Source organism: Gordonia sp. NB41Y (assembly GCF_030718915.1).
GTDB lineage: Bacteria > Actinomycetota > Actinomycetes > Mycobacteriales > Mycobacteriaceae > Gordonia > Gordonia desulfuricans.
Genome location: NZ_CP132196.1, coordinates 2,587,499 through 2,601,395, shown reverse-complemented (window position 1 = coordinate 2,601,395; position 13,897 = coordinate 2,587,499). Strand labels below are relative to the sequence as shown.

7 protein-coding genes are annotated in these 13,897 nt (G+C 68.4%); all 7 read left to right on the top strand.

Annotated features, from left to right (window positions below):
- Positions 1–63: 63 nt before the first annotated feature.
- The 7 genes from Q9K23_RS11220 to Q9K23_RS11190 all read left to right on the top strand — a co-directional run bounded on the left by Q9K23_RS11220 (position 64) and on the right by Q9K23_RS11190 (position 13,644).
- Positions 64–1,485, top strand: coding sequence for an alpha/beta hydrolase-fold protein (locus tag Q9K23_RS11220; protein ID WP_187343524.1), 1,422 nt, complete (start codon positions 64–66; stop codon positions 1,483–1,485).
- Positions 1,486–1,673: 188 nt separating this feature from the next.
- The gene (locus Q9K23_RS11215; RefSeq protein ID WP_315971994.1) at positions 1,674–2,237 is read left to right on the top strand and encodes a DUF732 domain-containing protein; all 564 of its coding nucleotides are present in this window, start codon (positions 1,674–1,676) and stop codon (positions 2,235–2,237) included.
- Between the two features lie 16 nt (positions 2,238–2,253).
- Positions 2,254–3,252, top strand: a complete 999-nt coding sequence (locus tag Q9K23_RS11210; RefSeq protein WP_053776676.1) for a cutinase family protein — start codon at positions 2,254–2,256, stop codon at positions 3,250–3,252.
- Positions 3,253–3,435: 183 nt separating this feature from the next.
- Positions 3,436–4,446: an LLM class F420-dependent oxidoreductase gene (locus Q9K23_RS11205; protein WP_053776675.1), complete on the top strand. Its 1,011-nt coding sequence runs from the start codon at positions 3,436–3,438 to the stop codon at positions 4,444–4,446.
- A gap of 319 nt (positions 4,447–4,765) precedes the next feature.
- Positions 4,766–6,670, top strand: a complete 1,905-nt coding sequence (gene fadD32, locus Q9K23_RS11200) for a long-chain-fatty-acid--AMP ligase FadD32 (RefSeq protein WP_020791898.1) — start codon at positions 4,766–4,768, stop codon at positions 6,668–6,670.
- A gap of 94 nt (positions 6,671–6,764) precedes the next feature.
- Positions 6,765–12,059 carry a polyketide synthase Pks13 gene (gene pks13 / locus Q9K23_RS11195; RefSeq protein ID WP_053776674.1) on the top strand — a complete coding sequence of 1,765 codons (5,295 nt, stop codon included), beginning with the start codon at positions 6,765–6,767 and terminating at the stop codon, positions 12,057–12,059.
- Between the two features lie 34 nt (positions 12,060–12,093).
- Positions 12,094–13,644 carry an acyl-CoA carboxylase subunit beta gene (locus Q9K23_RS11190; protein WP_053776683.1) on the top strand — a complete coding sequence of 517 codons (1,551 nt, stop codon included), beginning with the start codon at positions 12,094–12,096 and terminating at the stop codon, positions 13,642–13,644.
- The last annotated feature ends 253 nt before the right edge of the window (positions 13,645–13,897 follow it).

The following is a 13,897-nucleotide window of genomic DNA, read 5'->3' as shown; positions in this document are numbered from 1 at the left end:
GGTATGCAACACGTCAGCGTGGGGAGAGACGGACGCCGCAGGCCCATCCGTGGGGTGATTACGATGATCGTGATCGCGGTACTCGTGGCCGTGATGGCGCTGCTCGGTCAGCGTCCGGCAGCCGCGGATCCCGCACCGGCAGCCCCTGCACCCGCCGCACCCGCCCCGTCGTCGCCCGCGGCGCCGGCCGCACCTGCCCCGAACCCGGCAGCACCGGCGAGCCCCGCCGCCACCCCCGCGACCCCGGCCGCCGCCCCGGCACAACCGGCCCGCGTCACCAAGGTCTTCTGGTACACCGACCGCCGCGTGGCGCTGTGGGTGTTCTCCCCGTCGATGAACACCGAGATCCAGGTGCAGCTGCTGCTGGCCCGGGACTGGTGGGCCAACCCGCAGGCGAAGTTCCCGCAGCTGACGATGCTCGACGGTCTGCGTGCGCAGGACGACCAGAGCGGCTGGGTGATCAACACCGACATCGTCGACTTCTACAAGGACAAGAACGTCAACGTCATCCTGCCGATCGGCGGGGAGTCGAGCTTCTACACCGACTGGAAGGAACCCGACCGCGGGAAGAACTACCAGTGGGAGACCTTCCTGATCCGCGAACTGCCGCCGATCATCCAGGGCGACTGGCGTTCCACCGACGTCCGCGGCATCGAGGGACTGTCCATGGGCGGTTCGGCGGCGATGATGCTCGCCGCCCGCAACCCCGGCTTCTACAAGTTCGCCGCGTCGTTCTCGGGCATCCTGCAGATGACCTCCTACGGCATGCCGCAGGCCATCCAGTTCGCCCTGCGTGACGGCGGCGGCTACGACGCGATGAAGATGTTCGGTCCGCCCAGCGACCCGGCCTGGAAGGAACACGACCCGTACCTGCTGGCCGACAAGCTGCGCGGCACGAGTCTCTACATCTCCTCCGGCAACGGCATGGTCGGGCCGCACGACAGCCCGTCGGACATCCCGATGCTCGCCACCAACTACTCCGGCGTGGGCCTCGAGCTGCTCAGCCGCGTCACCTCCCAGCAGTTCGCGATCAAGCTCAACGAACTCGGCGTCCCGGGGCAGGCCGTCTACCGGCCGTCGGGTACCCACACCTGGCCGTACTGGGAGTTCGAGATGCAGCAGGCCTGGCCGCAGGCGGCCGCCGCCCTCGGCCTGTCCGGCGACAAGGTGGCCTGCAGGGTCAGCGCGGCGTTCAAGAAGGTCGCCGACCGCGCCAAGCTCGGCGCCTGCCTCACCCCCGAGTACGGCGTCACCGGCGGCAAGGCCCAGGACTTCGCCAACGGCCGCATCATCACCGGCCCCAAGGGTCCCAAGGTGCTCACCGGTGCGATCGGCGGCGCCTACGCCGGCCAGGGTGGCCCCGGCGGCAAGCTCGGTCTGCCCACCAGCGACGAGCAGCCCTGGCGCGACAAGGGTGCGTTCCAGACCTTCGCGCACGGGCGGATCAACTGGACCCCGCGCGGCGGGGCACAGATCACCCGCTGAGGCCGCGAGTGTGGGCGCCAGGTGTGGCTCCCCTGAGATCACCGTGAGAGTTCGCAGGGTTTTCGCAGGTGAGGTGCTCGGGGTGCGGAAGACGGTCGGTGGCGGCGGGTAGCCTTGCGCTGGCGGTCGGGGAGACCCCGGCGTCGGGCGATCTCGAAATCGCCGGGCGGTTGAGCGAGGAAGTGATGATGACGAAGTACCTGCGGCTGGGGCTGCTGCTGGCCGGTGCGATGTGTGCGGTCGGTTCGGTCGCGGCATGTGCCGACGATTCGACGGCGACCGCCCCGATCACCAGTGCCCCGGTGACCACCACCTCGGTCTATTCGTCGTCGCCGAGTGCGTCGGCCGCGGCGAGTTCGGTGGCACCCGCGGGCTCGGACAGTGCCTCGCAGTCCGCCGCCCCGAGCGCCGGTTCGAGCCTGCCGGCCACGGCACCGTCCGCGGTGACCACCACCCGGTCCACCGCCGCCGACGGCGGTTTCGCCGCACCGCAGGGGCAGACGCTCACCGACAAGGACCGCAAGTACCTGCAGGCGTTGCGCGACCAGAAGGTCACGCTGCTCGGCGACACCGACAACAGCGTCGCCCTGACCCTGGCGAACTACGTCTGCAGCGCCGAGAAGAAGAACACCGATCCGGTCACGGTGAAGGGCTATGTCACCGCGCTGGTGTCGCCCGGCACCAACAGCACCCAGGAGGCCAACGCCAAGGCCGACAAGGTGATCAAGGCCGCCGAGCAGAACTACTGCTGAGGCACGGATCCGATCTGTGAACGCCCGACGTAAAGCGCCGCGCCGCCGCCGGCGCGGCCTGGCCCTGTTCATCTCGTTCATCGCACTGATCGCGGTGATCGCCCTGGTCCTGATCCTGATCTGGGTCAAGGGCCTGTTCACCGGACCGCCGGAGCAGCCGGGCGGACGACCGCCGGGCACCTCGACCCCCACCACGCGGCCGGAGGCGCAACCGGCGTCGTGCCCGGACATGCTGACCCTGGTCGTGCCCGGCACATGGGAGTCCACCGCCGACGACGACCCGCTGAACCCGACGTCCAAACCGGCGTCGCTGCTGCTGCGGGTCTCCAAGGCGCTGAGCAACGAGTACCCGTCGTCGCGCACCGAGGTGTACACGGTGCCCTACGTCGCCGAGTTCCGGAATCCGACCAATCTCGGCGACCACCAGACCGACTACAACGACTCCCGCACCCAGGGCTACAAGCGGGCCGCGGGCAAGATCATCGCCACCCACGAGAAGTGTCCGCTGACCACCTACCTGATCCTCGGCTTCTCCCAGGGCGCGGTGATCGCGGGTGACCTGGCGAGTGCGATCGGTAACGGTCGCGGCGTGCTCCCGGAAGGTGAGGCCGACCTCGTGCGCGGCGTCGGACTGATCGCCGACGGCCGCCGCATGCCCGCCGAGGGCCGCCACATCGGACCGAACCCGCCGGGGGTCGGTGCCGAGGTGTCGCTGGGCGGCATGGGCAGTCTGGTCCCGGGTATCACCATGACCGGACCCCGCACCGGCGGCTTCGGCAGCCTGCAGGATCAGGTCGTGACCATCTGTGCGCCAGGCGATCTCATCTGCGACGCGCCGACGGTCACCAACCCGCTGGGTGCGGTCAACCAGTTGATGGGGGCGATCAACAATCCGGTCCACGCGATGTATGCGACCAAGAAGTACTGGTCGCTGAACGGCTCCTCGGCGACCCAGTGGATGTACGGCTGGGCCACCGGCGTGATCGACGAGGCGCCGCGTCCGGCCCACAACTGAGCTCCACGCCGGCTGTCGACTTGGTGGGAACTCGCTGATCACGATCACGAACCGTTTGGTCAGGCCCGCATGCTGCACTAACGTGGGCTGCTGGTCCGCGGATGTCGCCCTTTCGGGGGAACCCGCGGAGGCTGCGACACCGACGCCATGACGGCAACGGATAGACCGAACGAGGAGACATCGATGACGCAGGTCGAGGCCGAACGGCCGGACGAGTCGACCGGGCTGCGTAAGTTCCGGTTCGGCGCCGGCGGTGAGGGCAACAAGGACGAGGGCGGCGCCCGCAAGTTCGTCAAGCTCGCCCAGACCGCCGAGGAGTACGGATACGACACCTTCGCGGTGCCCGATCACCTCGGCAACCAGGTCGGACCGATGGCCGCGCTCGGCGCGCTGTCCCAGGCCACCAGCACCATCCGGCTGGGCACCTCGGTGCTCGCCAACGGCTTCCGTCACCCCGCGATCCTGGCCAAGGAGGCCAACACCATCGACGTCCTGTCCAAGGGACGTCTGGAGCTGGGGATCGGCGCGGGCTGGATGAAGGAAGAGTTCGACAAGGCCGGCATCGAGTTCGAGTCGCCCGGCACCCGAATCCGCCGCCTCGACGAGTCGCTGACCATCCTCGACCGTCTGATGCGCGGGGAGACCGTCGACTTCGACGGCGAGTTCTACCAGATCTCCGGCCTCGAGGGCAGCCCGCGGCCGCGGCAGGGCCCGCGCCCGCCGATCGCCGTCGGCGGTGGCGGCCCCAAGATGCTGGCCCTGGCCGCCAAGCACGCCGACATCATCTCCGTGGCGCCCGGCACCACCCCCGACGGCAAGATGAAGCTGTCGGACATGACCATCGAGAAGACCGCGGCGCGGGTCGACCGTATCCGTGAGGCGGCCGGCGACCGATTCGGTGAGATCGAACTCAACTGGACCATCGCCGTCATCGTCATCACCGACGACCGCACCGCGACCGCCGAGATGGCGCTGAAGGCCCTCGACCAGGGATATCCGCCGAACATCGAGCGCGACACCGAGTTCACCGTCGATGACGTGCTGAATTCGCCGTATATCGCGATCGGGGCGTTCGAGCAGATCGCCGACCAGATCCGGGAGGTGCGGCGCCGCACGTCGATGTCCTATGTCGGCGTGTTCCCCACCCAGATGGACGCATTCGCGCCGATCATCCAGCTCCTCAAGGGGGAGTAGGATGTCGGTTTGGTCTGGGGAGAACTGCCAAGAGACGCTGACGGGATAGGCGTAGGCGGCTGCGGGAAGTGATCGTTCCGCAGCCCGCCGACCATGAGACAACGAGTAAGAGACAACGATCACGTCCGATTCGAATGGGTAAACAGGACTGCGCTACCGTGTCACGCGGTAGCACGGAGTGGGTGCCGAGCCGACCGCTCGCCCGCCGGCCGAGACCGGCCGCGCAGGGTCGGTCGACGTGGTGCAACGGGGGAAGCATCGCGTGGCGCGGATGACGCGCCCCGGTCCGGTGGTCCATGCGGGGGCACAGGAGTTATGAATGCTGAACACTGAATTTGAGCAGTTCCTCGACGAGAACGGCCAGCTCCACTTCAACGAGGATGCGACGCTGGTCGACTATGTCGAGCGCAACGTGCGTGAACAGGCCGACACGCTCGCCTATCGGTTCATCGACTACAGCCGCGAACGCGACGGTGAACGTCAGGACCTGACCTGGGCGCAGTTCGGCAAGCGCCTGCGCGCTGTCGCGGCCCGGCTGCAGCAGGTCACCAAACCGGGCGACCGGGTGGCGATCCTCGCCCCGCAGTCGCTCGAGTACGTGATCGGCTTCTTCGCCGCGCTCTACGCGAGCAATGTCGCGGTGCCGCTGTTCAGCCCCGACGAGCCCGGCCACACCGACCGGCTCACCGCGGTCCTCGCCGACTGCGAACCCACCGCGATCCTCACCTCCACGAAGTCCGCCGAGGCCGTGCGCGACTTCTTCTCCGACCGTCCGGCCAAGCAGCGTCCGCGCGTCATCGCCGTCGACGCCGTGCCGGATTCGGTGGGGTCGAGCTGGGTGGCGCCGGTCGCCGGCAAGGACCACAACCGCGACACCGTCGCCTACCTGCAGTACACCTCCGGGTCGACCCGCGTCCCGGCCGGGGTGGAGATCACCTATCAGGCGGTCGCCGCGAACTGCCTGCAGATCTACGACTGCATCGAGATCGACCGCAACGCGCGCGGCGTCACCTGGCTGCCGATGTTCCACGACATGGGTCTGCTGACGGTGATCCTGCCCGCGCTGGGCGGCAAGTACATCACCATCATGAGTCCGCAGGCGTTCGTGCGTCGCCCGGGCCGGTGGATCCGTGAGCTCGCCGCCGACGACGACAACGCCCCCACCTACGCCGCCGCGCCGAACTTCGCCTATGAGCACGCCGCCGCGCGCGGCCTGCCGAAGCCGGGCGAGAGCCTCGACCTGTCGAACGTGATCGGCCTGATCAACGGGTCCGAGCCGGTCACCGTCAGCTCGATGAAGAAGTTCAACGAGGCCTTCGAGCCGTACGGCCTGCCGAAGACCGCCATCAAGCCGTGCTACGGCATGGCCGAGGCGACGCTGTTCGTCTCGGCGACCCAGCGCGACAACGAGGCCAAGATCGTCTACGTCGACCGCGAGGAGCTCAACGCCGGGCGCATGGTGGTCGTCGACGCCGACGCGGCCAATGCCGTCGCCCAGGTGGCGTGTGGTCAGGTCGCGCTGAGCCAGTGGGCCGCGATCGTCGACGCCGAGACCGGCGAGGAACGCCCCGACGGCCATGTCGGCGAGATCTGGCTGCACGGGCTCAACATCGGCGCCGGCTACTGGAACAAGCCCGAAGAGACCAAGGACACCTTCCAGAACACCATCAGCAAGGTCCTGCCCGCGGGCAGCCACACCGCCGGTGCCCCGGCCGACGCCCGGTGGATGCGCACCGGCGACTACGGCGTGTGGTTCGACGGGGAGCTCTACATCACCGGCCGCGTCAAGGACCTGGTGATCGTCGACGGTCGCAACCACTACCCGCAGGACATCGAGTTCAGCGCGCAGGAGGCCAGCACCGCCCTGCGTCCGGGCTTCGTCGCCGCCTTCGCCGTGCCGACCAACCAGCTGCCGCCCGAGGTCTTCGAGCAGTCCACCAGCGGCCTGACCTTCGACGCCGACGACGCATCCGAGCAGCTGGTGATCGTGGCCGAGCGCGGTCCGGGCAAGAAGACCGACCCGCAGGAGATCGCCGACACCGTCCGTGCGTCGATCGCCCAACGCCACGGCGTGATGGCCCGCGACATCCTGCTGGTCCCGGCCGGGTCCATCCCGCGCACCTCCAGCGGCAAGATCGCCCGCCGTGCCACCAAGGCCGCCTACATCGACGGCAGCCTGCGGGGCGGCTACAAGCAGACCGCGTTCCCCGACAGCGGCGAGTAACGCACCGGTCCGTGCGCTCGATCTACGGACGAGAGCTTCACCCATCCGCAGGGCCCGCGACATCGTGGGCCCTGCGCCAATTAGTCTGGAAGCGATGTCTGAACTGAATAGCGAACAGCCAGAAGGTGTCGATCCGGGCGCCAGCATTGCGAACCACGCAGCCGACGGGGAGACCGCCGGCGGTCTGACCGTTCCCGAACTGCAGGACTGGCTGCGCGACTGGGTGTCCGCGGCCACCGGTGTGCCCGCCGATCAGATCTCCGACGACCGCCCGATGGAAGAGCTCGGTCTGTCCTCCCGCGACGCGGTGGCCCTGGCCGCCGACGTCGAGGACAAGACCGGTGTCATCCTCACCGCGACGGTCGCCTACAACCATCCGACCATCGCCATGCTGGCGAAGCGGATCGTCGAGGGAGATCCCGACGAGGGTCTCGACGCCGACGCCGACCGCTTCTGGGAGCGCGAGCGCGACGCCGCCGATGACATCGCGATCGTCGGCTTCTCCACCCGCTTCCCGAAGGCCGGGCACACCCCGGAGTCGACGTGGGAGGCGCTCGTCGAGGGCCGCGACGGCATCTCCGAGCTGCCCGACGACCGGTGGGTCGAGTTCTGGTCCGACCCGCAGATGGCCGAGGTGCTCGCGCAGCGCAACCTGCGCGGCGGATACCTCGACGACGTCAAGGGATTCGACGCCGACTTCTTCCAGATGAGCCCGCGCGAGGTCGAGATGGTCGACCCGCAGCAGCGCCTGGCGATGGAACTGACCTGGGAGGCGCTCGAGCACGCCCGCATCCCGGCCAGCGACCTCAAGGGCGGCCAGGTCGGGGTCTTCGTCGGCACCTCCACCAACGACTACCAGCTGATGGCCGCGCTCGGCCTCGGCGAGGGATCGGACGAGACCGCCGCATACGCCCTGACCGGTACCGCGACCTCGATCATCGCCAACCGTGTCTCGTACTTCTTCGACTTCCACGGCCCGTCGGTCGCGATCGACACCGCCTGCTCGTCGTCGCTGGTCGCCGTGCACCAGGCGGTGCGCAGCCTGCGGTCGGGGGAGTCCGAGGTCGCCCTCGCCGGTGGCGTCAACCTGATCCTCACCCCGGCTGCCACGGTGGGCTTCGACACCATCGGAGCGGTCGCCAAGGACGGGCACATCAAGGCGTTCTCCGCCGATGCCGACGGCATGGTGCGCTCGGAGGGCGGCGGCATGTTCGTCCTCAAGCGTCTCTCGGATGCCCGCCGCGACGGCGACACCGTCCTCGCGGTGGTCGCCGGGTCGGCGGTCAACTCCGACGGTCGCTCCAACGGGATCTTCGCGCCCAATCCGGAGGCCCAGGTCGAGGTGTTGCGCGCGGCCTACGCCGACGCCGCACTCGATCCGCGCCAGGTCGACTACATCGAGGCGCACGGTACCGGCACCATCCTGGGTGACCCGATCGAGGCCGACGCGCTCGGCCGGGTGGTCGGTCGCGGCCGCGTCGTGGGCGCCCCGGCCCTGTTGGGTTCGGCCAAGACGAACTTCGGCCACATGGAGTCCGCGGCCGGCGCCGGTGCGCTGGCCAAGGTGCTGCTCTCGCTGCAGCACGACACCATCCCGGCGTCGCTGAACTACTCGGGACCCAACCCCTACATCCAGTTCGACGCCACCGGACTCAAGGTGACCGCCGAGCCCAGCGAATGGCCGCGGTACTCCGGGCACGCCATCGCCGGTGTCTCCGGCTTCGGGTTCGGCGGGACCAACGCGCACGTCATCGTGCGTGAGGTGCTGCCATCTGATCTCGCCGAAACCGTTGCGGCCGAGGATGTTCCGGCCGTCACGGAGTCTGCGGTCGTCGACGACGCCGACGACGACGAGGACTTCCTCACCGAGGCCGAGCGGGCGATCCTCGCCGCGCAGGCCACCCGGACGCCGGCGCCGGCCGCCGTCGCCGAGACCGACCCGGCCGCCGGGTTCGCCCCGGCCGCGGTCGACGGAGCGGTTGTGCCGCTGGTGATCTCGGGATTCCTGCCGTCGCGCCGCCGGAAGACCGCCGCCGATCTGGCCGACTGGCTGGAGTCGCCGGCGGGCCGGGCCACCCCGCTCGCCGACATCGGCCGGGCACTGTCGCACCGCAACCACGGCCGTTCGCGCGCCGTGGTGATGGCCCGCACCCACGACGATGCGATCGCCGGTGTCCGGGCCGTCGCCGAGGGCAAGGCCAATCCGGCCGTGTACTCGTGTGATTCGCCGGATGCGGCGTCGGCGGTGTGGCTGCTGTCGGGCTTCGGTTCCCAGCACCGCAAGATGGCCAAGCAGCTCTACACCGAGAACCCGGTGTTCGCGAAGTACGTCGACCGCGTCGATGCGCTGGTGGAGAACGAACTCGGCTACTCGATCGCCGCGATGTTCCTCGACGACGAGCAGACCTACGGCATCGAGACCAGCCAGGTGGGTATCTACACCATCCAGGTGGCCCTCGCCGACACGCTGCGGCACTTCGGCGCACAACCCGGTGTGCTGGTTCCGCATTCGATGGGTGAGGCGTCGGCGGCCTACATCTCCGGCGGTCTGTCCCTGGCGGACGCGACCCGCGTGATCTGCCAGCGGTCCCGGCTGATGGCCGAGGGCGAGGCCACCCTGACCGGCGACGACATCCGGCTGATGGCGCTGGTCGAGTACAGCGCCACCGACATCACCGATGTGCTCGCCGACTACCCCGATCTGGAGATCTGCGTCTACGCCGCTCCCACCCACACCGTCATCGGTGGGCCGGAGCCGCAGGTCGACGCGATCGTCGCGCGCGCCGAGGCCGAGGGCAAGCTCGGTCGCAAACTGCAGACCAAGGGCGCCAGCCACACCTCGCAGGTGGAACCGATCCTGGGTGAGCTCGCCTACGAGCTCACCGGGATCGAGCCGCTGCCACTGGATTTCGGCATCTACAGCTCGGTCGACCGCGAGGCCTACTACCGTCCGCACGCCGCACCGGTGCACACCGTCGAGTACTTCCTCAAGGGTCTGCGGCACAGTGTGTGGTTCTCCCAGGCCGTCGCCAAGACGGTGGAGAACGGACACCGCACCTTCATCGAGCTCTCGCCCAATCCGGCGGTGCTGATCTCGGTGGCCGCGGTGACCTTCACCGCGGGCCTGCACGACGCGGAACTCGTCGAGACGCTCAAGCGCAAGGAGGACGAGAGCCACGGCCTGGTCAACGCGCTGATGAAGCTGTACGTGCACGGACATCCGGTGGACGTCGCATCGCTGTTCGGTGCCGGTGGGTTCGCCGCGATCCCGCGGACCCGTTTCGACCGGAAGCCCTACTGGCTCAAGGCCCGGATCAGTTCCGGTGGTGGCGCCGGATCGGTGCCCGGAGCGCATGTCGCGCTGCCCGACGGCCGGCACGCCTGGGAGGTGGCCGCGGCTGCGGTCACCGATCCGCGTGAGCTCGTCCGGGCCGCCGCGGCGCAGGTGCTCTCCGGTGCCGCGGTCGGTGCGGCCGTCGCCCACGGTGAGTTCCCCGCCGAGGGAACCCTGACCACCACGCTCAGCCCGCACCCGGGCGGTGCGTCGGTCACGGTGCACGTCAAGCAGGACAAGAACTTCCGGTTGCTGTTCGAGGCCGTCGTCACCGGTGACCCGGATGCCGCGGCCACCACGGCACCCGCGGCCGTCGAGTCGGCGTCTGCCGCGGAGCCGTCCGGTGCCGCGGTCTTCGCCGACGACAAGGTGGTCGTCGAGGACGAGGTCGTCGACGACATCGGCGCCAAGTGGAACCCCGAATCCGGTGAGACGGTGGGTGACCGGCTCGCGATCATCGTCGGCGAGGCGATGGGTTACGACCCGCAGGACCTGCCGCGCGAGATCGCACTGATCGAGCTGGGCCTGGATTCGCTGATGGCCGTGCGGATCAAGAACCGCGTCGAGTTCGAGTTCGACATCCCGCAGCTACAGCTGCAGGCGATGCGTCAGGCGAACCTCGACGACGTCACCAAGTTCGTCGAGTACGCCGTCACCCACCGTGACGAGCTGGACTCGCTGACCGAGAACGTCGCCGGTGGAGGAGAACTCGACACCGCGGCGCTCAACGCCTACATCGACGAGCAGAACGCCAAGCGGGCTGCGGGATCGGAGACCGCCGCGGCTGAACCGGCGGTCGAGCCGGCCCTCGCGCCGACCCCGGAGGCCGTGGAGCCGGATACCGCCGCAGAGCCCGAACCGGCTGTGGCGCAACCGGCCCCGACGCCGGTTGCGGCAGCCCCGACCACCGACATCACCGATCAGCGGGCCGTCGCCGAGGCGGCCGGATCGGATGTCCCGCCGCGCGATGCGGCCGAGCGTCTGACCTTCGGTGTGTACGCGATGGTCACCAAGCGCTCGCCGGGCGGCATCTTCAACAAGCTGCCGGTGCTCGAAGAGGATGCGGCGCAGGCGCTCACCGACAAGCTCAACGAGCGCACCGGCGGCGAGATCGACGTCGAGGACATCCTGGACGCCGAGACCATCGAGGAGATGTCGAACTACGTTCGCGACTTCCTCGACGCGTCCGCCGACACCGACGGCTTCCTGCGGTACCTGCGGTTGTCGCCGGAGGGCAAGAAGTCCTACGACCCGGCCGCCGGTGACCCGGTGCCGATCCTGCTGTTCCATCCGGCCGGCGGCAACACCGCCGCCTACGAGGCGCTGCTGAAGCGGCTGCCCGCCGACCAGCCGGTGATCGGCTTCGACCGCGGTGTCGAGGGGACGATCGAAGAGCGTGTGCGCGAGTACCTCCCGCGTCTGCGTGAGCTGCAGCCGAACGGGCCGTACGTCCTGGTGGGATGGTCGTTCGGCGGTGCGCTGGCCTACGGCGTCGCCCAGGTGCTGCGCGAGCAGGGCGAGAACGTCGCCTTCGTCGGTCTGATCGACGTGGTCCGTCCGCGTGAGGACATGACCGAGACCCCGGACACCAAGCGTGCCCGCCTCGAACGCTGGAAGGAGTTCGCGATCCGCAACTACGATCTCGACGCCGACATCCCGATCCCGATGGATCGTCTCGTCGACGCCGACGACGAGGGGCAGTTCGCGATCATCATGGAGATGATGTCGATGTCGGGGACCAAGATCCCCGGCGGCATCATCGAACACCAGCGCACCTCGTTCATCGAGAACCGTGTGTTGAGCAACATCTCGCCGGAGCCGTATGACGGCAAGGTGGTGCTCTACCGTGCCGACAAGATGCATGCCGGCGCGATCGAACTCGAACCCCAGTGGGCCGAGATCGACGAGGACGGGCGATGGGGCGAGGTGGTCGACGACCTGGAGATCATCCACATCGGTGGCGATCACCTGTCGATCGTCGACGAGCCCTACATCGCGAAGATCGGTGCCGATCTCACCGAGCGTGTCGGTCGTATCCGACCGGACGCCCGCTGATCGCACCTGTTTCCGAACCGAAAAGAGACCGACCGTGACCGATACGACCGCCGCCAAGCTCGCCGACCTGCGCCAGAAGCTCGAACTGGCCAGGGAACCCGGCGGGGAGAAGGCGATTGCCAAGCGTGCTGCAAAGGGGATCTGTTCCCCACGTGAACGATTGGCGATGCTGTTCGACCCGGGCACCTTCATCGAGACCGGTGCGCTGGCCAAGATGCCGGGTGCCGCGGAGACCGGCTACGGCGACGGTGTGGTGACCGGTCACGGTCTGGTGCACGGGCGTCCGGTCGCGGCGTTCTCCCACGACCAGACCGTGCTCGGCGGCAGCGTCGGAGAGATGTTCGGCCGCAAGGTCTCTGCGCTGATGGAGTGGGCGGGCAAGATCGGCTGCCCGATGGTCGGTATCAACGACTCGGCCGGTGCCCGCATCCAGGACGCGGTGACCTCGCTGGCCTGGTATGCCGAGATGGGCCGCCGCAACGACCTGTTGTCGGGTCTGGCGCCGCAGATCTCGGTGATCCTCGGCAAGTGTGCCGGCGGTGCGGTGTACACCCCGGCGAACACCGACATCCTCGTCGGTGTGAGGGACCAGTCGTACATGTTCGTCACCGGCCCGGATGTGCTCAAGCAGGTCAACGGCGAGGACATCTCGGCCGAGGACCTCGGCAGTGCCCACAACCAGGCACGCTGGGGCAACATCCATCACGTGGCCGACGACGAGGCAGCGGCATTCGAGTGGGTGCGCGAGTACCTGCAGTTCATGCCGTCGAGCTGCTACGAGAAGCCGCCGGTGATCAATCCGGGTCTGGAGCCCGAGGTCACCGAGAGCGACCTGTCGCTCAACGACTTCATGCCGGACAACGACAATGCCGGCTACGACATGCACGACATCATCCTCAGGTTGTTCGACGACGGACACTTCCTCGAGGTGGGAGAGCTGTTCGCGCCCAACCTGATCACCGGTTACGCGCGCGTCGACGGCAAGTCGGTGGGTGTGGTGGCCAACCAGCCGAACGTGATGTCGGGGGTGCTCGACACCGATTCGTCGGAGAAGGCGACACGTTTCGTCCGCATCTGCAATGCCTTCAACATCCCGCTGGTGTTCCTGGTCGACACCCCCGGAATCCTGCCGGGCCTGGCCGAGGAGCAGAAGGGCACCATCCGGCGTTCGGGCAAGTTCCTGTTCGCCTACGTCGAGGCCGACGTCCCCAAGGTGACCGTGGTGTTGCGCAAGGCCTACGGCGGCGCATACGCGGTGATGGGCTGCAAGCAGCTCGGCGCCGACATCAACTTCGCCTGGCCGACCGCCAAGATCGCGGTGATGGGCGCCGAGTCCGCGGCAGCGGTGCTGACCCGCAGGCAGACCGAGGGCTTGTCGGCCGCCGACGCCGACAAGATCCGTCGCGACTTCATCGACTTCTACAACGTCATGATGGCGACGCCGTACCTGGCCGCCGAGCGAGGCTACATCGACGCGGTGATCGAGCCCGCCGACACCCGCCTGCAGTTGCGGAAGGCCTTGGCACAGTTGCAGGACAAGAACGTGCTGCGCACCCCGCGCAAGCACTACCTGATGCCCATCTGATCGGCCTTCGTAACCGATTGCACCACTGGGCGGTCTTCGTAGTGGGTTGCGCCGCTCGGTGGTCTTCACAACGGGTTGTACCGCTTGGTGGTTGAGCCGGGACCGAGCCGGAAGGGCGAGGACCCGTGTCGAAACCTGGTGGGTCGGCGTTGTCGGTGACCAGTCATCGTGGGTTGTCGGTTTTTGGTTTTCGCAACTGGTTGTAGCGCTTGGTGGTTGAGCCGGGACCGAGCCGGAAGGGCGAGGACCCGTG